Raw genomic sequence first — 21,893 nt, 5'->3', positions numbered from 1 at the left:
CAAGGACTGTTGGGGAGCTCGAGGGGGCTCCCCGAACCAGACAACCTACTTTTTCTTCGCAGGCGAAGACGAAGACGCCGCCGGAGGAGCTCCCGAGTCGAGCTTCTCCGCGGCGATGCGCGCCCGGACCTTGGCGTAGTCCTCTTGGAGCTTCGCGATGGTCTCGACCATCTTCAGGCGCTCGGCGCCGGATTGCGGGAAGGCACCGCCGTCGACGCCGATGAGCGCGGCATGCTCGTTGTACGCCTGCCAGGCCGTCTTCGCGGCCGGCCAGTTCTTCCGTCGCTCGGAGATGTCCGCCACCGCGAAAAGGACGTGCGAGCGGAGCGTGGGGTTCTTCGAATCGGAGAGCGACTCGGCCTGCTTGAAAGCGGCTTCGGCCTCGCCGAGGTTGCCCATGCCTAGGTGCGCTTCGCCGAGCAAATACGGCCCGAGAGGATTCCGCGGATTGAGCTGGATCGCTCGCTTGTAGAGATCCGTCGCGCCCGCGAAGTCCTTTGCGAGATAGCGCTCGGTTCCCTTCGCGATCGTCTCCATCGACTCGCTGATGCCCGTGACGTTCTCCGGGTCGTAGCGCTTCTCGCCTGCGTCGGCTCCCTTGGCCGGCGCAGCCTTCTGGCCCGACGCTGCGCCGGGCAACATCACCACGACGGGAATGGCCGCAACGAGACCAGCAAAAACGAACGCTCGAAGGCCGGAAAACGGACGCCGCGGCATGGGCTCAGCCTACCAGAGTCCTTTCACGACGTGAGAATCCCCATCCTGTGCCATCCTCGCGAGCGCCATGTCGGGCCAGGGCAAGCTACAGCGGGTTCTCGAACCCGAGGTCACGGATACGGCCGTGCGCGTGACGAGCGATCGTCACTGGACGCTCACGTGGCAGAAGCCGTGAACGTGCGCGTAGCCCCGTTTCCGTGGGGCTCGGTCGAGGCCCTCTCGCGCGAAGGCGTCGACGCCGCCGCGCGCATGCGTCGCCTCGCACGTCAGCATGCGCATGCCGAATCGGTGGCCTCCACGCTCTCCGAGCTCCTGGGCGAGCCCGTCGAGATCCTCGTTCGACGCATCCGACAAGCCGACCCGCCTCGCGGTGCCGACGATGCCGTCGGCGTGCTGCTCACGGCACGCGAGTCGTCGCCTCGCGTGCTCGTCGAGCTCGAAGGCGCCCTCGCCGCCTCGATCGTGGCGAAGGCTCTGCGCCAGCGCGCACCGAAGGTCGTCGATTCGTCGAAGTCCGCATCGCCCACGCTCGCGGGAGCCGTTGCCGCCGTGCTCGTCACGTGTCTGCGCAAAGGCGCGTCCGCAGCTCCACGCATCCTCGCGGCGGGGCCAGGCGCGGCCCTTGCGCGTGATCTCGTGTCGACGGAGCGGCGCGTGACCACCGCGTGGCTCACGATTCTGCTCGGCGCCGACGCGTTCGAGGCGCGTGTCAGCGTCCCCGACGACGTCGTCATGTCGGCTCTTGGACGCGAAGAAGGCGCCGGCGATGCCACCTCGATTCGCGAAGCTCTCGTCCGTCTCGGCGATGCTCCGCTCGCGATCCCGCTCGTCGTGTGCGAAGCGCTCGCCCTTCGCTCGGACGTGGCGGCGCTCACCGAGGGCGATGCGTTCGTGCCCGCCAAGCTTGGGCTGTCGCTCGGTCCGGGCGATTGTCTCGTGGGATCGGTCGCTCTCGTGCCTGCGCGCGCCGAGCGCGGAATCGGCGCGCATCTCGCGGAAGATGGTCGCCTCGTGGTACGAGAGCTCGTCGAAGATCACCCCTGGGAACCGCCTGCGCGGAGCTCGGGCACGACACGCGCGGAAGGATCACCCGAGGAGACTGGCATGGCGGGCATGGCGCAATCGAACAGCATGGCCTCGAACGAGACAGCCACGATGGAAGTGCTCGACGATGTGCCGGTCGTCGTTCGCGTCGAGCTCGGTTCGGTGGAGCTCACGGCCCGCAAGTGGGCCGAGCTCGCGCCAGGTGACGTCGTTTCTCTCGGACGGAAAGTCGGTGCTCCCGCCATTCTCCGTGTCGGCGGCGTAGAGGTCGCGCAGGGAGAGCTCGTCCAGGTGGACGGCGAATACGGAGTACGCGTCTTGAAGCGCTTGGGAGAAGGACGATGAACGCAGCAAAGACGCTCGGGGCCCTCGCGTTGTCACTCGCGATCGCCGCGTGCTCGAAGAACGAGACGCCGAGCGCAGCGGACGCGGCCGCTCCTCCCGCAGCCAGCGCGAAAAACGAGACGCCGAGCGCGGCAAGTGCCGCGGCGTCGGGCTCGGCTGCATCCACCAAGTCTGCCGAAGCGGGCAAGGGTGACAAGGGTGAAGCGTCCTCGTTCTCCGCCAAGTACGCGATGACGGCGGCCACGATGTACGTCCCGAAGGAGAAGGACTGGTCGGCGGTGAAGTTCAAGAACGACGAGTCGAAGATGCTCGGCGAGGGCACCTTCAATCTCGCGATCGACGAACACGGCACCGTCTCGGGCACGAGCGAAGGCGGCGCACTCGGCGCGGCGATCATCGACGGACGACTCGACGGCGACGCGCTCTCCGCCACGATCCGCCGCAAAGATCCGAGCGACGAAGGCCTCACGGGAACGCTTTTCGCGAAGCGCGAGGGCGACAAGCTCGAGGGCGATATGAAGCTCGCCGAGTCGAACGCCGCCGTCGTCCGCGAAGCGAAATTCACCGCGCAAAAGGCGGCGAAGTAGATGTTCGGCCCGTCGCGCTACATCTCCTGGGTGCGGAAGTTCTACGGGCATGTGCCCTACGATCTCGGCACGAGCGGCATCCCCAACGTGAGCTGGGGAGAGATGTCCGCCGGCGCGACGCTTCCGCCCATCGACGACACGTCCGGCTACGGCAAGCTCGTCGCCGGAATCGCGCGCCACAACGACGTGCCCGCGAGCGAGGTCATTCCCGCGCTCGGCACGGCGCAAGCGCTCCATCTCGCGTACACCGCGGTCCTCTCCCCTGGCGACGAAGTGCTGCTCGAGCACCCCGTCTACGAGCCACTCGTGCGCATCGGCGAGGGCGTCGGCGCCGTCATCCGCACCTATGAGCGACGCGCGGACGAAGGCTTCCGCGTCGATCCCGAGCGCATCGCCGCGCAAATGACGCCACGCACGCGCCTCATCGTCGTCACGAACCTACACAACCCGACGGGCGTGCGCGTTCCCGACGAGACACTGCGCGAGCTCGCGAAAATCGCCGAAGCGCACTCGGCCTACCTGTTGGTCGACGAGGTCTACGCGCCCTTCGACGATCTCCCGGAAGACGGGATTTTCAGGCGTAGCGCGCGAAAGCTCGGTCCGAACGTGATGGCCGTCTCGAGCCTGACGAAGTGCTACGGGCTCGGCACCTACCGCGTTGGCTGGATGCTCGCGCCCGAGCACCTCATCGCCGAAGCCGAGGCCACGACCATCGCCACCGTCGGGCACCTGCCGCTCTCGCATGCGCATCTCGGTGTCACCGCGCTCGAGGCGGTGGGCTCCCTCGCGAAGCGCGCCAAAGCTCTTCTTGTCGGCAAGCGTGAGCTCGCCGAGCAGTGGGTGAGCCAGTTCCCTCGCGCACGCTGGAGTGCTCCCAAAGACGGGCTTTTCGGCCTCGTGACCATCGACGGCGCCGACAATCTGCTGCCGCGCATCGAAACGAACATCCGCGAGCACGGCGTGCTCGTCGGCCCGGGAAGCTTCTTCGGCATTCCGAACGGCTTCCGCCTTTCCTGGGCAACGCTCCCTGCGGAAGAGTTCAAAAAGGGCCTCGAGCGACTCGAACCGCTCGTCGCAGGCTGACTTTCGACCTGGCCGGACCCTGGCCGGACGGGAAAGGTGGTCCTAGGTGAGGACCGCCCTGCGCCCGCTGCCTCGGGAACACGACGGGGGCGCTCGAGCCGCCTCCATTGGCGAGCCCGAGCAGCCTCGCGTGTGGCTCTTAGACCCGAGAAGCGGCTAAACTTCCGCGGCTCGAGCTCTGCCGCTCTCGCGGAGACCCCTATGTTCAATACAAGCCTCGCCATCGCGAACATCGCGCCCTCCGACTTCCCGTCGTTCGGGCTGCTGCTGCTCCTCGCGGTGATGGTTTCGGCCAGTTACACGTTCGCCGTCTCGCTCTCCGCTGGAGCGACGGGACGGATCAAAACGCTGCAGGCCGCCCGCTTCGGCGCCTACGGCACCGTGGCCCTGATCGGCGTCACGGTCCTCTGCCTGGCGTACGCCTTCGTGAGCCACGATTTCCGGCTCCGCTACGTCGCGCACTACTCGGATCGAAGCATGTCGATCTGGTACCTGCTGACGGCCCTATGGGGCGGCCAAGACGGCTCGCTCTTGTGGTGGCTCTTCTTGTTGAGCCTCTACATCGGCGTCTGCGTCTGGCAGCTCGGTCACAAGTACCTCGAGCTGCAGCCGTACATCCTCGCGACGCTGATGGGGATCGTCCTATTTTTCTGCGTCCTCATGGCCTTCGCCGCGAATCCGTTCGCGACGGGCGTCTCGGGCGCTCGCCCCGATGGCGAAGGACTGAACCCGCTTCTGCAGAACTTCTACATGATCATCCACCCGCCGAGCCTCTACACGGGCTTCGTCGGTTGCTCGATCCCGTTCGCGTTCTGCATCGCCGCGCTCGTGACCGGTCGCCTCGACGCCGAGTGGATCCAGGCGAGCCGCAAGTTCACGCTCTTCGCGCTGATGTTCCTCGCCATCGGCAACACGCTCGGCATGCTCTGGGCGTACGAGGAGCTCGGCTGGGGCGGCTACTGGGCCTGGGACCCCGTCGAAAACGCGGCGATCATGCCGCTCTTCACGCTCGCCGCGTTCGCGCACTCCGTCATGATCCAGGAGCGCCGCGGCATGCTGAAGGTCTGGAACGTCTTCTTGATGTGCCTGACGTTCTTCATGACGATCTTCGGCACGTTCCTCACGCGCTCGGGCGTCATCGCGAGCGTCCACTCGTTCGCGCAGTCGTCGATCGGCGACTACTTCCTCTACTTCCTCGCGATCGTGGTCGCGTTCTGCTTCACGCTGGTGCTCTACCGCTGGCCGGAGCTCCGTGATCTCCAGCCCACCTCGCGCCTTCGCCGCGCGTCGATCACCACCGGCTGGGTGACGGTCGTCGGCCTCGGCCTCGCGTGGTGGATTTCCACGCTCGTCGCGCCCAAGGCAGCCGATCCCACCGCGATGAAAGACGCGCTCGGCGCCGAAGGGCTCGCCGCCGCGGAGCTCAAGCGCACGCTCATCCTGGTGGTGGCTTTCAGCTGCCTCGCCGGCGCGGCGGTCTACGCGGCCGTCGAGCTCGTGTTCCGCCGCATGACCACGGGCCTCTCGCTGAAGAATGCGCGCCCGCGCTTCGAGTCGGTGCTCTCGCGCGAGTTCACCTTCCTCCTCAACAACTTCGGCCTGCTCATCATCATGTTCTTCGTCCTCTTCGGGACGACGTTCCCCATGCTGAGCGAGGCGGTGTGGAAGGAGAAGGTCACCGTCGGCCCGCTCCACTTCAACGCGTGGCTGCAGCCGCTCGGCCTCACGGTCTTCTTCCTCATGGGCGTCGGAACGCTCTTCGGCTGGAAGAAGACGAGCCCCGAGGCGCTGAAGAAGGCGTTCTTTGCTCCCTCCGTCGCGGGGCTCCTCGCGGTGGCGGTGCACTTCCTCTTCGGCAAGAAGCTCGGCTTCCCGGCCGTCGCGTGGAGCCCCCCGCTCTACGGCGGAATCATGGGCTCGGCGTTCCAGGCCTTCAACGCGATCACGCCGGTGCTCGGGTTCTCCCTGGCGATCTTCAACATCGTCGTCATCGTGCAGGAGTTCGTCTACCTGTACCGCTCGCAAGCGAAGGCCACGGAGACCTCGCGCACGTTCCTCCGCCACTTCTCCGGCGCCTCGCGCATCTTCGCGGCGATCGTCGGCTTCCCGGCGTGGGTCATCTCGCTCGCGCCGGCGGGCCGTCGTCGTTACGGCGGCTACGTCGTCCACCTCGGCATCGTCCTCATGTTCCTCGGCTTCACGGGCAAGTCGTGGACGGTCGACAAGGAGACCTCGCTCGCGCCGGGCCAGACCTACCAGATCGAGCACCTCACGGTTCAGTACGTGGGCCCGCGCATGGAGGTCGACACCTCGAAGCGCATGGTCTTCGCCGACATCCGCGTGCTCGAGAACGGCAAGGAGCTAGGCAAGCTCTCGCCGGCGAAGTTCATCTACAAGAAGATGCCCGAGTCGCCGACGAGCGAAGTCTCGATGCTCCACTCGATCCGCGACGACCTGTACCTCGTCGTCGGCAGCATCAACCCGGAGACCAAGGTGGCCTCGCTCCAGATCCACCTCAATCCGCTCGTCGGATGGATCTGGTTCGGCGCGATCGTCCTGATTTTCGGCAGCTTCGTGTGCATGTGGCCGGAACTCGAACCGGAGGAATCACGCGTCTGGCATGCCGCTCGTGGCGCAGGTGCGGTGGCGGCGAGCATCACGCTTGGCTTCGTCCTCGCACTCTTGCCGGTACAGGCGTTCGCACAAACCACCGCCACGCAACATGCCGGCAGCGTCCAGATGGACAACTTCGCCGAAAAGCAGGTCTTCAGCCAACTTCGCTGCATGTGCGGAACGTGCCCGCGCGAACTTCTCTCCTCCTGCGCATGCTCCACGGCCGACGCCACGCGCGAACGGCTCCGCATGCGCCTCCAGCACGGCGACACGCCGGACCAGATCATTTCCGACTACACGGCCGAGTACGGAACGGCGTCGCTCGCCATCCCGCCCAACACGGGCGCGATGCGCTCGATCTACATCGTTCCGATCGTCGCGCTCATCGGCACGGGCGTGGGCCTCACCATCGCGCTGAAGAAGTGGCGCGCGAATGCCGACGCCGCCAAGCCCAAGGCCTCCACGGTGGCCTTGGACGAGAGCGCGCGTCGCGACGACTATGACGACCGTATCGATGCGGAGCTGAAGGACCTCGATGGCTGACGTGAAGCAGAAGGATACGACGCGCGCGGACGTCGACGAGCTGAAGCTCGCGCGCGCCATGACTCTCGTACTGCCGGTTCTTTCGATCGGCGGTGCGCTCGTCGCGGGAGCGATGGGCGGCATCGCCTTGGGAATTCTCGTCCTCGCCGCGGGCGTTCTGCTCGGGGTCATCGCGCTCTTCTGGGCGAGCCTTCGGGTACTCAGCGGCGATGCTCCGCTGACGCCCGAGCTCGAAGCTCTCGAAGCGAGCCGACAGACCACCGACGTGCTCGGTAGCCGCAGGAAGATGCTCCTTCGCGCCCTGAAGGATCTCGACAACGAGAAGAGCCTCGGCAAGCTCGACGACGAGGACTACGCGCAGATCTCGGCGACGTACCGCGACGACCTGAAGGACGTCCTCAAGCGCATCGACGCGAGCCTCGCGCCGCACCGTGAAAAGGCCGAAGCGCTGGTGAAGGCGCACCTCGAGAAGGCCGGCATCGAGAAGAATTCGCCCGCGCCGAAGAGCGAAGAGCGCGCCGTCGACGGCGACAACGACGAGACGGACGTCCCCGAGGAGAGCAGCGAGCGTCCCTCACGCGTGACGTGCGGAGCGTGCGAAGCGTCGAACGAAACCGACGCGAAGTTCTGCAAGGGCTGCGGAGCATCGCTCGGCGCAGCGAGCAAGGCGGAGCCTGCCGAGGTCGTTGCGATCAAGGAGTCAGGTCAATGATTCGGGTGAAGACGAGCCTCGTCGGGTGCGTACTGCTCGCGGGCCTTCTTTCGGTGAGCTCGGCGGGCGCGCAAGACGTGGGCGCCACCAAGAACGCGGCCAACGCGGGAGCCAAGGCCGGCCCGGTAGATACGAGCGCACCGCTTCCGGCGGGTCATCCGGTCGTCGATCCCGACGAGGAAGACGACCCGCACGGTCACGCGGCGGGCGACGGGCATTCGCATGCCGGCGCGGGCATGAATCAAGAGCCGGAAGACGGCGCCGTCGACGATCCTACGATCCCTCCCGGGCGCATCACGGTGCATGTCGTCGATGCGAACGGTCAGCCGATCCCGCGCGCCGAGGTCACGCTCGGCATCCTGCACAACACGGTCGCCCAAGGCGAGAGCCGCAAGCGCGTGACGGGAGCGGCCAACGATCAGGGTGACGCAACCTTCGATCATCTCGAGAGCGGGAGCGGCATCGCGTATCGCGCGATGGTCCTCAAGGATGGCGCGACGTTCTCGGTCCCTCCGTTCCGACTCACGCCGAAGAGCGGCGCCCGCGCGCTTCTCCACGTCTACCCGGTCGTGAACGACATCGCCCAGACGATGATCGTCACGCAGTCGATGCTCTACACCGAGGTCAAAGACGACCGCATCCAGGTCCAGGAAGCGTTCAAGATCTACAACTTCGGACGCAACGCCTGGGTACCGAGCAACGTCGAGATTCCCCTCCCGCCCGGGTACACGGCCTTCACTTCGCAGCAGGGCATGACCGACGTTGGCGTCGACGCGGTTCCCGATCGAGGCATTCGCCTTCGCGGCACGTTCTCACCAGGTCAGCACGTCATCGAGTTCCGGTGGCAACTCCCTTACGCCGGCGAGTCCGAGGTCCGTTTCGACGTGGGCATGTCGCCGAACCTCGCAGCCTCGCGCGTCATCGCGCCCGCCGCGAGGTCGATGAAGCTCGAGGTCTCCGGCTTCCCCCAGGCGCAGGCCAGCGCTGACGGCCAGGGCCAGCGCGCCCTCGTCACCGAGCGGCAGTTCCGCCGGGAGGAGCCGCCGGTCAAGAACCTCACGGTCGTGCTCAGTGGCCTGCCCACCGAAGGCAACGGCAAGGTGCTGGCCACGCTGCTGGCCTTTGGAGCGGTGGTCGTTGGCCTGGTCCTCGGCACCCGCAAGCCCATCGCCCACGACCCCAAGGCGGAGCGGGAACGCCTCCTCCTGGAGCTCGAAGCCCTCGAGAAGGGTCGAGCCGCCGGAGACATCGGTCCGAAGACCTACGAGCGAGCACGGCGCGAGCTCATGGATGACCTTGCTCGGACGTTCGCCGAGGCGACGAAGCAGCCAAACTCTGCCGTTCGCGCGTCGAAGAAGGGCAAACGAACGGCCTAACTCGACCGTTCGCGGGTCGAGGAAGGGGAAGGAAACAGCCTAAGGCCGTTCTCTACCCATTTGGCCCTGTGGGAAAGATGCCTACAGGGCCTGGGGATCCGATGTGGGGGAGCCTGAGGAGTGGGTGTGGGACAATATCATCCACTACCCACCCGGAAGTTCTACCCCGAGTCATCCCCTGCTCGGAGCTCCGTAACCGTCGAGATCTGGTCAGGAAATCGGTTTGTCCCCGCAATCCACAGGCCCTAGTACTGCGACCGATCTATTAATTTCCTCTTCCTGTTGCAGACCGAAACCCGGCCCCATGGTCCTGACGGGGTACTTCCGGAAGTACCGGGACGACCGGCAAGCCTGAGCCGAACTGGGTCGCGAATCGCCCCCGGAAAGCCGGCTCAGAAAGCCCAAGGAAACGGGCCGGTGTCCCTTGACCCCGCGCGGGATCTTGGGCACTTCGAGGAGGCCCATGGAGCTCACGGTAGCCAAGAAGGATTTGCTCAAGATCGTCGCGCGCATGCAGGGCGTGGCGGAGCGCAAGAGCACGATGCCCGTGCTCGCCAATGTCCTGCTTGCAGTTGACGGTCCGAACGCGCTGCGGCTCGCGGCGACGGACCTGTATCTGTCGCTCCTTGGCCGCGTGAACGCGGATGTGGCCAAGCCCGGCAGCGTGGCCGTGTCGGCGAAGGATCTCTTCGAGCGCATCAAAATGATGCCCGACGGTCCTGTCGTGATCACCACGCAGGACAACGCCACCACCACGCTCAAGGCGAGCGGCAGCGCGCGTCGGTACACGCTGCGCGGCATGCCCGGCGATGACTTCCCTCCCTTGCCGCAGCCCGCCGAAGGCTCGCCCACGCTGGCTCTGGCGGTCGACGTCCTCGCCGAGCTCATCGCCAAGACGCACTTTTCGATCTCGACGGACGAGACCCGCGCGCACCTGAACTCGGCGCTCTTCGAGTGGGACGGCGACATCGTCCGCATGGTCACCACCGACGGTCACCGACTCTCCAAGGTCGACGTGAAGGTCTCCGGCCGTCAGGCGTCGGCCACGATGCTCATTCCGCTCAAGGCCATTCAGGAGCTCCGTCGCTTGTGCGACGAGATGATGGCGGAGCCCCACGGTGACGGCGAAAAGCGCACCCCCGAGCTGCTCATCACGCAGAGCGGCTCGAGCGCATTCTTCCAGGGCGCGGGCATGACGTTCAGCGTGAAGCTGGTCGACGCTCAGTTCCCGCCGTACTCGCAGGTCATTCCCGCCGCGAGTGACAAGATCGTCCGTGCACCGCGCACGGCCTTCGCCGACGCACTCAAGGCCGTGTCGGTTGCCGCGAGTGAGCGAACCGGCGGCGTGAAGCTCTCGCTGACCAACGGCTCGATGCGCATCACGAGCGAGTCGCCCGAAAGCGGTGACGGCTTCGACGAGATTCCGGTCGAATACGCGGGGCCGAACATGAGCATCGGCTTCAACGCGAAGTACTTCCTCGACGTGCTCGCCTCCGTCTCGGACGACGAAGTGTCGCTGAGCCTTTCGGGCGAGCTCGATCCGGCGGTGCTGCGCCCGGCTGGAGCGACGACGTCTTCGGACCGTCAGTTCCTCGCCGTCATCATGCCGATGCGCATCTGAGTTCGTACGAACGGGCCTGACGAAGCACGGGGCCGGCTTGGACGATCTTCATTCATCGATTGGCTCGCTCTTCGTCGAGTCGCTCCAAGTTCGTTCGTTCCGCAACTTGGTGCGCGTCGATTGCGAGCCGGGCGAACGGTTCAACGTCATCGCCGGGGACAACGGCCAAGGAAAGACGAACCTCCTCGAGGCGCTTTACGTCGTCGCCACATCGAAGAGCTTTCGGACCGCGAAGCTCGGTGAGCTCGTAGGGCACGAGTCGGAGCTCGCCAGCGTTCGAGCCACGATCCGGCAAGACGGCGACGCGCGCAGTCAATCGGTGGGCCTCAAGCCTGGCTCGCGCATGGTGAAGATCGACGACAAGCGACCGCAGACGCTGGCGTCGTATGCGGTGCGAACGCCGATCGTCGTCTTTCATCCGGGCGAGATCGCGCTGTCGATGGGAGCGAGTGACGGTCGGCGTCGGCTCCTCGACCGAACCGCGCTCTATCTCGCGCCGCAGTCGATGACGGAGCTCGAGTCGTACTCGCGGGCGATCAAGGCTCGGCAAAAGACGCTCGAACTGCGAGGCATAGACGCACCGGAGCTCGCCGACTGGGAGACCCTCGCCGTGCGTCATGCTCTCGCGGTGATGCAACATCGTGCGCACGCCGCCGAGCTTCTCGCGATGCACACGAAGATCGCGTTTGGACGCATCGCTGCTCCCGAGTTGCGGCTCGAAGTGTCGTACGTGCCGTCGGCTCCGCGAACGGAAGACGAGTATCGCTCTTCGCTCGTTCGGCTCCGCACCCGCGATCTCGCGCGCGGCAGTGCATCGATTGGTCCGCATCGCGACGATCTCGCGCTGGTTCTCGACGAGCGGGCGGCACGCGGCTTCGCCTCGCAGGGCCAGCATCGTGCGGTGACGCTCTCGCTGAAGTCGGCCGAAATCGAGGTCATCGGGCGTGCGCGAGGTGTTCGTCCGATCTTGCTCCTCGACGACGTCTCGAGTGAGCTCGATCGTGAGCGAACGGCCGCACTGTTCTCGTTCCTTCGCGATCAGCGCGGACAGGTCTTCCTTACGACGACGCGCCCGGAGCTCATCGATACGGGGGAAGATCCCTCCACGCGGCGCGATTTCCGCATCGAGCGAGGCGTTCTCGCTACGGCGTCGCGCCCGGCGGTCTGAGGGCATTCTCGTCCGCCTGCTACGGCGCTTTTCATCCCGGGCGGAGGCGCCGGGTCCTCGGCATTGGTGATTTGAAGGCGCAGCGCTCGAGGTTCATGCCAAACCGGGGGCGCGACCCCGCGTTCGAGGCCTCACGCGACGCTCTGACGTGCGGCATCTCCATGGTCCCGACGGGGTCCGAACGGAGCGCTAATCGCGTTGCAGATCGGGATGATCTCGCGACCCGAAATTGTTCTCCTGTAGCGCTCCTAAGTGCCTGAAAACTGGCCCGAATTGACAGCGTTTGAGCTTGCGGGTGTAGGGGGGCGGACCTATACTGCCACGTGCCCTAAAAGCCTGTCGGAAGGCATGGAAAACCGGCTCTCGGAACGCCCTCGGAATTCTCGAAGGTCGCCCCTCGGCAGCCGGCCCCGGAACGCTCCCGCGAGGGCGCCATTCTCCGGGGGGGACTCAATCGAGAAACCCTCGAAGCTGAGCCCGCTTTCAATCCGGTCAATCAATCCACGTTGTCCGGCAATCACGCCCACCGGCAATCACCCCGAGAAGATTCACCCACGATGACGACCGACGTTCCCGTTCAGAGCACCCCTCCGTCGAACTACGGCAGCGAGAGCATCACCGTTCTCGAAGGGCTCGAGGCCGTGCGCAAGCGGCCGGGCATGTACATCGGTGACGTGCACAGCGGCGAGGGGTTGCACCACCTCGTCTGGGAGGCCGTCGACAACGCGGTCGACGAGCACCTCGGTGGCTACTGCACGCGGATGGACGTCACGGTCCACTTCGACGGGTCGGTGACGATCGAAGACAACGGGCGTGGCATCCCCGTCGGCAAGCACGTCGAGCACTCGAAGAAGATCGGGCGCGACGTGAGCGCGGCGGAGGTCGTCATGACCGTCCTCCACGCCGGCGGCAAGTTCGACCACTCGAACTACAAGGTCTCGGCAGGCCTCCACGGCGTCGGCGTCAGCGCCGTCAACGCCGTCAGCGAATGGCTCAAGCTGGAGATCAAGCGCGAAGGCCACGTGTACTTCCAGGAGTACCGTCGCGGCGCTCCGGCCACGGCGCTCGACGTCATCGGCGACACCGACAAGACGGGGACCAAGGTCTCGTTCAAACCGGATGCCGAGATCTTCTCGAGCACGGAGTTCAGCTACGACATCCTGGCCAGCCGCCTCCGTGAGCTCTCGTTCCTCAACGCGGGCTTCCTCATCTCCCTGACCGACGAGCGCGGCGAAGGTCGCAGCGAGACGTTCGAGTACAAGGGCGGCATTCGCGAGTTCATCGAGCACCTCAACAAGACCAAGGAGCCGGTGCACGAGAAGGTCGTGCACATCCTCGCCGAGACGCCCGCCGAGTCCGGTCTGTCGATCCAGGTCGAAGTCGCCTTGCAGTGGAACTCGACGTACGCGGAGCAGATCTTCCCGTACACGAACAACATCCACAACAAGGACGGCGGCACTCACCTTACGGGCTTCAAGGGTGCGCTCACGCGTGTGTTCAACGCGTACGGCACCAACGCGAACCTCTTCAAGGACGTGAAGAACGGCCTCTCCGGAGAGGACATTCGCGAAGGCCTCACGGCCGTCATCAGCGTGAAGCTTCCCGACCCTTCGTTCTCCTCGCAGACGAAGGACAAGCTCGTCACCAGCGAAGCGAAGACGGCGGTCGAGAACGTCGTCGTTGACAAGCTCGGAACGTTCTTCGAAGAGAACCCGTCGACGGCGCGCAAGATCGTCGAAAAGAGCATCCTTGCGGCGAAGGCTCGCGAGGCCGCACGCAAGGCGCGTGAAGTCGTGCGTAAGGGCGCGATGGATTACACGAGCCTCTCCGGCAAGCTCGCCGACTGTCAGTCGCGCGATCCGCAGCAGTGCGAGCTGTACATCGTCGAGGGAGATTCCGCAGGTGGCTCGGCCAAGCAGGGCCGCGACCGCAAGTTCCAGGCGATCCTCCCGCTCAAGGGCAAGATCCTCAACGTCGAGCGCGCACGCCTCGACAAGATGCTTTCGTCGGCCGAAATCGGCACGCTCATCACCGCGCTAGGCTGCGGTATCGGCGATCCGGAGCAGGGCGGCAGCTTCGACATCAACAAGCTCCGCTACCACCAGATCGTGCTGATGACCGACGCCGACGTCGACGGCAGCCACATCCGCACGCTGCTCCTGACGTTCTTCTACCGGCAGATGCCGGAGATCCTCGAGAAGGGCTACCTCTACATCGCTCAGCCGCCGCTCTACCGCGTGTGGAAGGGCAAGAAGGGGCTCTACATGAAGGATCAGGCGGCCCTTGACCGCTTCTTCCTCGAGCAGGGCGTCGACAGCCTCTCGGTGCGTGCCTCGAAGGGGCCGAACATCTCGGGCACGCCGCTCATGCACCTCTCGGAGCGCCTCCGCATGTTCCGCAAGGCTCTCTCTAAGATCGATCGCCGCGCCGACGCGAAGATCGTCTCGGCGGTTCTCCGCGCCACGGGCCTCGGCAAAAACGAGCTCCGCGACCGCGCGAAGGTCGAGGCGGCCGTTCCGCTCATCCGAGAGCGCCTCGAGAAGAAGTACCCGGACATCTTCCCGCTCTCGATCGACATCGGTTGGGAGACGGAGCACGGCGCCGCCAAGATCCAGATCACGCCCCGCCCCGGCTCGGCCGCGCGCGAGGTCACGGTGGACTGGGCGCTCGTCGAATCGGCCGAGTACGAGGAGCTCTTCTCGATCGAGCAGGACGTGCGCTCGATCGGCCCCGCGCCGTACTTCGCCAAGACCACGAAGGCCGACGACGCTGAGGCGAAGGAGACCGAGCTCGAAGACGCCGACGCGCTTTGGGACTTCGTCGAGCAGCGCGGCCGCAAGGGCTGGAACCTGCAGCGCTACAAGGGTCTCGGCGAGATGAACCCCGAGCAGCTCTGGGAGACCACGCTCGATCCGAACGCGCGCGTCATGCTCCAGGTCCGCCTCGACGACGCCGTCCAGACCGACCAGGTCTTCACCATCCTCATGGGAGACCAGGTCGAGCCGCGCCGCGACTTCATCGAGCAAAACGCCCTGAACGTCCGCAACCTCGACATCTGAGGTAGGCAGGCCCCTCCCTGCTGGCCCCCTCCCTGCTGGGGAGGGCGTCTCCTACGGTTGGGATTCAAGAGCCGTCCCGTCCTCTGGCGAAAGCCGGGGATGAGGGCGGCTTTCGCTATTTCGAGCTCATTTGTTGGAGAACCGCTGCGGACGCGAGGTCTGGGAGTTGCACGGCTTATGCCCATGCTTAACGTGGGCTGTGGCGAAGACGCCAACAACCCCCGGGGCAACTCGGGCGTGTGCCGAAGAGGCGTGTTGAGAGTGTGTCGTACTCGCCGCCGCCGACCCGAAATGCGGGTCAGGCAGAAGGGAGCTGTCTGCGATGCGACCTGACCGTATGACGACGAAGAGCCAGGAGGCGCTGCGTGATGCGCTCGATCTCGCGAGCCGCCGTGGAAATCCCGAGCTCGTGCCCGAACACCTCGTGCGCGCGATGCTCGGGCAAGACGATGGGATTGCCCTCCCGCTCTTCCAGAAAGCCGGGGGCGATGCCTCCGTGCTCGAGCGCCGGCTCGACGATTACGTAGAAAAACTTCCCCGGGTGACCGGCGGTGGTGAGCCCGGGCTTTCGCGCCGAACGCTCGAAGCGTTGCGCCGTGCGGAAGACGAGGCGAAGAACCTGAAAGACGACTTCGTGTCGGTCGAGCATTTCTTGCTCGCCCTCGCGAAGCACGATCGTGAGATCTCGGCGGCGTTCGAGCTCGCCGGCGGCGTCACGTACGACAAGCTTTTGAAGGCGCTGGCGAGCGTGCGCGGATCTCAGCGCGTCACCGACCGCGATCCGGAAGGAAAGTTCCAGGCGCTCGACAAGTACACGCGTGATCTCACGCAGGATGCTCGCAAAGGAAAGATCGACCCGGTCATTGGCCGTGACGAAGAGATTCGTCGCGTCATCCAGGTCCTCTCGAGGCGCACGAAGAACAACCCGATTCTGATCGGCGAGCCTGGCGTCGGTAAGACCGCCATCGTCGAAGGCATTGCTCATCGCATCATTCGCGGTGACGTACCCGAGTCGCTGAAGAACAAGCGCCTGCTCGCGCTCGACATGGGCGCGCTCGTTGCCGGTGCGAAGTTCCGCGGTGAGTTCGAAGATCGCCTGAAGGCGGTCCTCAAAGAGGTCACCAGTGCGGCGGGTCAGATCATTCTCTTCATCGACGAGATCCACACGATCGTCGGCGCTGGCGCTGCCGAAGGATCGATGGACGCGGCGAACCTGCTCAAGCCTGCTCTCGCCCGTGGTGAGCTCCGGTGTATCGGCGCGACCACGCTCGACGAATACAAGAAGCGCATCGAGAAGGACCCTGCCCTCGAGCGTCGCTTCCAACCCGTCTACGTCTCGCAGCCGACCGTGCCCGACACGATCGCGATTCTGCGCGGCCTGAAGGAACGCTACGAGGTCCACCACGGTATCCGCATTCAAGACGCGGCGCTCGTGGCGGCGGCCACGCTCTCGGATCGGTACATCACCGATCGCTTCTTGCCCGACAAGGCCATCGACCTCGTCGACGAGGCCGCGGCCAAGATCAAGATGGAGGTCGACAGCATGCCGGCCGACATCGACGTCGTGCAGCGTCGACTCACGCAGCTACAGATCGAACAAGAGGCGCTCAAGAAGGAACGCGACGCGGCCAGCAAGGCTCGCCTCGGTGACATCCAGAGCGAGATCGCCGACCTCGAAGAGAAGATCGGCGGGATGAAGGCGCAATGGCTCCGCGAGAAGGAGATCATCGACGACATCCGCAAGGCTGCCTCGAAGCTCGAGGAGCTCCGCAACGATGCCGACACCGCGCAGCGACGAGGTGACCTCGGCAAAGCCGCGGAGATTCGTTACGGCGCGATCCCCGAGCTCGACAAGAAGATCGAGGCGAAGCGCAAGGACCTCACCAAGGTCCAGGAGAAGACCTCGTTCCTCAAGGAGGAAGTCACCGACGTCGACGTCGCCGAGATCGTCGCCAAGTGGACCGGCGTGCCGGTCACCAAGATGCTCGAAGGCGAGATGCAGAAGCTCCTCCACATGGAGGACTCGATTCACACGCGCGTCGTCGGGCAAGACGAGGCGATCGAGGCCGTGGCCAACGCGGTTCGTCGTTCGCGCGCCGGGCTCGGTGACGAGAAGCGTCCGATCGGAAGCTTCCTGTTCCTCGGTCCCACGGGCGTCGGCAAGACCGAGCTCGCTCGTGCGCTCGCGGAGTTCCTCTTCGACGACGAGCGCGCGATGGTGCGACTCGACATGAGCGAGTTCCACGACAAGTACACCGTCAGCCGCCTCATCGGTGCGCCGCCGGGGTACGTCGGTTACGAGGAGGGTGGCCAGCTGACCGAACCGGTTCGCCGTCGCCCGTACTCCGTCATCCTCTTCGACGAAGTCGAGAAGGCTCACCCCGACGTCTACAACGTTCTGCTTCAGGTGCTCGACGACGGCCGCCTCACGGACGGGCAGGGGCGTACGGTCGACTTCAAGAACACCGTGCTCATCCTGACGAGCAACATCGGCTCGCAGCACATCGCTGCGATCGACGAGAAGAACCTGCCCGAAGCGGACAAGAAGGATCTGATTCAGACGGCGGTACTCGAGGACGTCCGCAAGGCGTTCCGACCCGAGTTCTTGAACCGGCTCGACGAGATTGTCGTCTTCCACCGGCTCGAGCGCACGCAGCTGCATCGCATCATCGATATCCAGCTCAAACGTTTCGCCGAACGTCTCGCGAAGCGCGACATCTCGGTGGAGCTCACGCCGGCCGCGAAAGACTTCATCGCCGAGGTCGGCTGGGATCCGCAATACGGAGCTCGCCCGCTGAAGCGAGCGATTCAACGTTATCTCGAAGACTCGCTCGCCAAGCAGGTTCTCAGCGGTGCTTATCCGCCTGGCACGATTCTCAAGGTCGATCGAGGTACGGACGGCCTGACGTTCACCCCGCAACTCACGAACTAATCGACGGACGACTTCGCACGACGGTCAGAGGAGAGATCCTCTGGCCGTCTGCGTTTTGTGGCTGCCTCTTCGTCCTGAGACCTCCCTCCTTTTGCAGGGCGATTGAATTGGGAAGGATTGGACTGGGACGTCGGAAGATCGGGATTTGTTCTCGTGGTGAGGCGTGAGACGCCAAGGCGCACTCTTGAGTCACTGCCGTTCGGATAGGGGAAGCGGGAACATAAGCCCTCTGACCACGAGCGTCGTGCAGTGCCGGTCGATGAGAGGTAATCGCGCAGGAAGGGCGCAAGGGCGGAAGCTTCGAGGAGGGTAAAGAGCAAGCATCGGCGCACCGCAGACTCTTCGAGGTTCATCGTTCTCTTGGCCCAGGACTCCCGGAGTTGACGTACGAGGCCGTACTGCGAACTGCCTTGTGACGGCTCACATCCCCCTAAACCCTTCCGGTCTTCTGCGCTTCCTGTGCCCTCTCAATGAATTAGGTTGCTCGAGGCGAGGGTATTACGTTTGCCGCAAGCCTTGAGTTCGACGAGCTCGACGACAACGTCGAGGCACTAGCCGGAACTCACGTAGACTCGATTCGCCAGGGCACAACTCCCGATGCCCCTTGAGGAGAGCGTCCTATCTCCTATTCCGGTCTCCCGATCTCCCGGTGTCACATCCGGACTTCGATTGTCGCTCGGCGTGGGGGAGGGGAGGTTTGTATTGTATTGTGCAGTCGTTGCTTGATGCATGTACATGTGTGTGCTATACATGTTTATGTAATGCATTAATATGCGGCGCTCGCCCCGGTCGATAGCGCGTCGTACGGTTGTTAGGCGCCGGGGTGCTCGGTGGGGCGCGGCGGACGGTGCGTGCGGATGTCTTTGATGCGGCGTTCGAAGTCGCGCTCGTCCTCGGCGGACATGGCGACGCCCCCGAAGCGGACTTCGATGTAACGACTCGTGAGCGCCATGACGTCGTCGGCCAGGGGGTGCGCCTTGGCGAGGAGCTCTTCGGCGTAGCGGAGTGGAGGCAATGACGCGGGCCGCGCGAGGCCGTGAAGCGCGAGTGCGGCCTCCAGGTTTCGGTACAAGGTCGAGGCCGCTTCCAGCTTGGGGTCGAGCTTGTGAGCGTCCTTGGCGTCAGGGGCTTCGGACTGCGGTTTGCGTCGGCGCTTCCATCCTACGTATCCGACGAGAGCGAACGTGAGGAGCACTCCGGCGACGACGGGTCCACGCGTGATGCGCTCCATCGCGCCCGTGTTCGTGTGCGTCTTCACGCGGAGCTTCTCGTAGCCGCGGCTCACGTCTTCGAAGAGATGGATTTGCGTCTTGAGGTCGTAGCCGATGATGTAGCGGTTCCAGCGCTGCGAGAGCGCCTCGATCAAGTCGCGCAGGTAGACGTAGGCGCCGCTCGTTTCCTGCAGCGGCTGTGCGCCGGAGGTCGGCGTCGGATCGAAGGTGACCCAGCCGCGGATCGGATCGTCGATGTACGCCTCGACCCAGGAGTGGGCGTCGCCCTGACGAACGGCGTAGTAGTGACCGAAGCGGTTGTACGTTCCGCCGACGAAGCCCGTGACGTTGCGCGAGGGAATGCCGACTTCGCGCAGCATCAGCGCCATCGCCGTGGAGAAGAACTCGCAATGGCCGCGGCGTGAGTCGAAGAGGAAGTGGTCGACCGGTTGCGGTTTGCCGCCTGACGGAGAGCTCGTGTCGTAGCGATAATCGCGCTTGAGGTGATCCTCGATGGCTTTGGCCTTGAGGTACGGCGTGGGCTGGGCATCCGCCCATTCGTGTGCGAGCTCCGCGATACGTGCAGGCATGCCCTGAGGCATGTCGAGGTAGCGTCCTCGGTCTTGCTGCGGAAGTGTCTCGGTGAGCTGGTCGCGATCCCCGGCGATGTACGCGTCGTAGCGAATGCCGCTCGACTCTGAACCGCTGTATCGGACTTCGCCTTCGGGACCCTTCGTCATCAGGAGGGGGTCGCCGAGCAATGCCTGCTGTTGCGTACGAAGCCGCAGAGCGATGGTGCGCGGCGGCAGGAACACGACGGCGGGATCGATTGGCTCGAGATCAATCGAGACCTTGCGGTCCTGCTCCTTGGGATTGCGAACCAGATCGAGTCCGGTGCTGTCGCCGCCATGCGGTCGCTCCTTCTGGGTGCGGTTCCAGGCGCGCCCGTCGTAGCGATCGAACGCGGCTCCTCGAAGGCGAAGCGTGAGTTTGGTCGGACGCGGCTCGGGAAGATCGGGGACGTCGAAGCGGAGCGCGATGGCCGGATCGTTTCGGAGAATGCCGACTTCACCGAGATCGACGCGGTCGCTGAAGCCAATCATGCGTCCACTCGAACGCGGGTGATTCAGCAGGAGCAGCGACAGCCCCACGCGCGGGAACATCACGAAGAGCGCCGCGGTGAAGAGGAAGATCGGAACGGAGAGGAGGCAGGTCGTGGCGAGGAAGCCGCGGCCGACGACACGTCGACTTCGCAAGATGCGAGGGACGTCGACCGGGAGGCCCGTGCGGTCTCGCGCACCTTGGCGATAGTTGCCTTCGACTTCGCGCCTCAGATGACTGAGGACGAGTGCGCCAGGGGCAACGATGAGGAAGCCTACGAAACAGAGTCCGTATGAGAGGCCACCGCCGAGCACCGTGCCCGCGACGAAGTGGAGGAGTGCGAGGACGATGATCTGCTGGTCGTGGGCCGCGCCTCGTCGCGTGGCCATTCGGATGATCTGCAGGATGGCCGCGAACTCGATCGCGATGTCGAGGGCAGGGTGCCCCGCGAGGAAGCGAACGATCTGGACGACGAAGAGGGTGAGGGGACCGATCGTCGACAGATGGCGAAGTGATGGCCGGTTCTGCCACGACTCCGGAACGGCGAGCGCTAGGGCGAGACCGACGAGCACGAAGGCTGTCGTCCAGGGAGGCATCGACGCGGTGTTCACGACGGCGATCACGCCGAGCGCCGCCAGCGCGTCGGTCATGATGCGGTGAACGAGACCGAACCTCATTCGGCGACCTTCTCGGTATCGGAGCTCGGTTTGGCCGGGCCGGTTGCCTTCGCCTTGTTGGGCGCGTCGTCATTCTTGGTCGTGGGGACGGCCTTGAGCAAGGCGAGGAAGCGCAGGATCGGATCGGCGCCGGACATACGTGTACCCCTCACGGATTCGCCGGAGGTCGTCTTGATGGTGATTGCGTCGTGGCGCTTGATATGTGCGACCGAACGAGACGCAACGTCTCGTATTTTCCGTTCGAAGGTGTTCGCCCAGTCTTCCTTGGCGCCCTCGGGGCGGACGACGTCGAGAGGAAGCACGATGTCGGGGCGCGCTTCGCGGGCGCGCTCGCGCGTGACGAGTTGGCCGACGGCCGCGCTCTTGCGCCAATGGACGTCGCGAGGATCCTCTCCGTGGCGAAGGAGCTTCATGCCGATGTAGTCGTCGCCGTGTCCGCGACCGAAGGCAGTGTCGCCGCCGGCGTGACGTCCGGGAGGGAGAGGGGGAAGCTGCACGGCGTCGACAGCCGGATAGATGATCAGCTCTCCCTCGGCCGGCACCTCGCGCGACTTCTCGAAGAGTCCGAATGGAAAGCGAGTCGCGATTCGGAAGCCGATATGGCGATCACGACCGCGCTTGGCGGGCGTCCGGCGGTAGGCCGCGACCTGCGCGCTCTTGGGACTTATCTTGAGGAAGAAGCAGCGCTTGTCTGCGGGCTGTCCGGCGCGGAGGTCTTCGACCTCGATGGCGTACGACGGAACGCGACCCTTGTGATTGAACACCTCGATTTCGACGAGGTGAGGTCTGCCGACTTGCGCGCGCAGGGGGAGGCGTCGCACGACCGTGAGGTCGCGGAGGCTAAGCTCGCTCATGAGTCCGCTCACGATGATGAGCGCGAGCAGCATGCCGAGCAGCAAGTAGAGAAGGTTGTTGCCGGTGTTGATGGCGGCGAAGCCGACGCCGAGCGTGATGCCGACGAAGAACTTCCCCTCGCGCGTGAACTTGAGCCGGCGAGGCGGGCGCATGCGTGCCCACCGTTTACCGAGGAACGACTTGGGGGCAGACGAGCGCTCGGGCTGCGAGGCGGGCGCGCTGCTGCGAGGCTTCGCCGGTTGGCTCATT

13 protein-coding genes are annotated in these 21,893 nt (G+C 65.0%); 10 read left to right on the top strand and 3 right to left on the bottom strand.

Translation table 11 applies throughout. The annotated features are described in order from the left end of the window. Positions 1 to 45: 45 nt before the first annotated feature. Entirely contained in the window at positions 46 to 717 is a 672-nt protein-coding gene (locus AKJ09_RS15770; protein ID WP_146648026.1) for a tetratricopeptide repeat protein, read from the bottom strand. Positions 718 to 888: 171 nt separating this feature from the next. Between AKJ09_RS15770 and AKJ09_RS15765 the strand changes: the two genes are divergently transcribed. The 10 genes from AKJ09_RS15765 to clpB all read left to right on the top strand — a co-directional run bounded on the left by AKJ09_RS15765 (position 889) and on the right by clpB (position 17,800). Next, complete coding sequence (locus AKJ09_RS15765) at positions 889 to 2,106, top strand: FliM/FliN family flagellar motor switch protein (RefSeq protein WP_146648025.1); 1,218 nt, start codon at positions 889 to 891, stop codon at positions 2,104 to 2,106. Then, a complete protein-coding gene (locus tag AKJ09_RS15760) occupies positions 2,103 to 2,693 on the top strand; it encodes a hypothetical protein (RefSeq protein WP_146648024.1) in 591 nt (196 codons plus the stop codon). The genes AKJ09_RS15765 and AKJ09_RS15760 overlap by 4 nt, the downstream gene beginning before the upstream one ends. Beyond that, on the top strand, positions 2,694 to 3,776 hold the full coding sequence (locus tag AKJ09_RS15755; protein ID WP_146648023.1) for a pyridoxal phosphate-dependent aminotransferase: 1,083 nt from the start codon (positions 2,694 to 2,696) through the stop codon (positions 3,774 to 3,776). Positions 3,777 to 3,977: 201 nt separating this feature from the next. Continuing rightward, complete coding sequence (locus tag AKJ09_RS15750) at positions 3,978 to 6,932, top strand: cytochrome c-type biogenesis CcmF C-terminal domain-containing protein (protein ID WP_146648022.1); 2,955 nt, start codon at positions 3,978 to 3,980, stop codon at positions 6,930 to 6,932. Beyond that, positions 6,925 to 7,644 carry a zinc ribbon domain-containing protein gene (locus AKJ09_RS15745; protein WP_146648021.1) on the top strand — a complete coding sequence of 240 codons (720 nt, stop codon included), beginning with the start codon at positions 6,925 to 6,927 and terminating at the stop codon, positions 7,642 to 7,644. The genes AKJ09_RS15750 and AKJ09_RS15745 overlap by 8 nt, the downstream gene beginning before the upstream one ends. Next, positions 7,641 to 9,020 (top strand): carboxypeptidase-like regulatory domain-containing protein, encoded by a 1,380-nt coding sequence (locus AKJ09_RS15740; RefSeq protein ID WP_146648020.1) that lies wholly within the window; start codon positions 7,641 to 7,643, stop codon positions 9,018 to 9,020. Before AKJ09_RS15745 ends, AKJ09_RS15740 begins: the two co-directional genes overlap by 4 nt. Before the next feature lie 463 nt (positions 9,021 to 9,483). Beyond that, entirely contained in the window at positions 9,484 to 10,641 is a 1,158-nt protein-coding gene (dnaN, locus tag AKJ09_RS15735; protein ID WP_146648019.1) for a DNA polymerase III subunit beta, read from the top strand. Positions 10,642 to 10,678: 37 nt separating this feature from the next. Continuing rightward, positions 10,679 to 11,809 carry a DNA replication/repair protein RecF gene (gene recF, locus AKJ09_RS15730; protein WP_146648018.1) on the top strand — a complete coding sequence of 377 codons (1,131 nt, stop codon included), beginning with the start codon at positions 10,679 to 10,681 and terminating at the stop codon, positions 11,807 to 11,809. Positions 11,810 to 12,366: 557 nt separating this feature from the next. Continuing rightward, the gene (gene gyrB / locus AKJ09_RS15725; RefSeq protein WP_146648017.1) at positions 12,367 to 14,868 is read left to right on the top strand and encodes a DNA topoisomerase (ATP-hydrolyzing) subunit B; all 2,502 of its coding nucleotides are present in this window, start codon (positions 12,367 to 12,369) and stop codon (positions 14,866 to 14,868) included. Between the two features lie 322 nt (positions 14,869 to 15,190). Next, the gene (gene clpB, locus AKJ09_RS15720; protein ID WP_146648016.1) at positions 15,191 to 17,800 is read left to right on the top strand and encodes an ATP-dependent chaperone ClpB; all 2,610 of its coding nucleotides are present in this window, start codon (positions 15,191 to 15,193) and stop codon (positions 17,798 to 17,800) included. Positions 17,801 to 18,611: 811 nt separating this feature from the next. Here the strand turns inward: clpB and AKJ09_RS15715 are convergent. Beyond that, positions 18,612 to 20,789 carry a transglutaminase TgpA family protein gene (locus AKJ09_RS15715; RefSeq protein ID WP_146648015.1) on the bottom strand — a complete coding sequence of 726 codons (2,178 nt, stop codon included), beginning with the start codon at positions 20,787 to 20,789 and terminating at the stop codon, positions 18,612 to 18,614. After that, on the bottom strand, positions 20,786 to 21,892 hold the full coding sequence (locus AKJ09_RS15710; RefSeq protein WP_146648014.1) for a DUF58 domain-containing protein: 1,107 nt from the start codon (positions 21,890 to 21,892) through the stop codon (positions 20,786 to 20,788). Before AKJ09_RS15710 ends, AKJ09_RS15715 begins: the two co-directional genes overlap by 4 nt. Position 21,893 lies beyond the last annotated feature (1 nt).

The sequence above is a fragment of the Labilithrix luteola genome, from assembly GCF_001263205.1.
GTDB lineage: Bacteria > Myxococcota_A > Polyangia > Polyangiales > Polyangiaceae > Labilithrix > Labilithrix luteola.
Note: the sequence above shows the minus strand (reverse complement) of the source record. Positions and strands in the feature narration are given on the sequence as shown.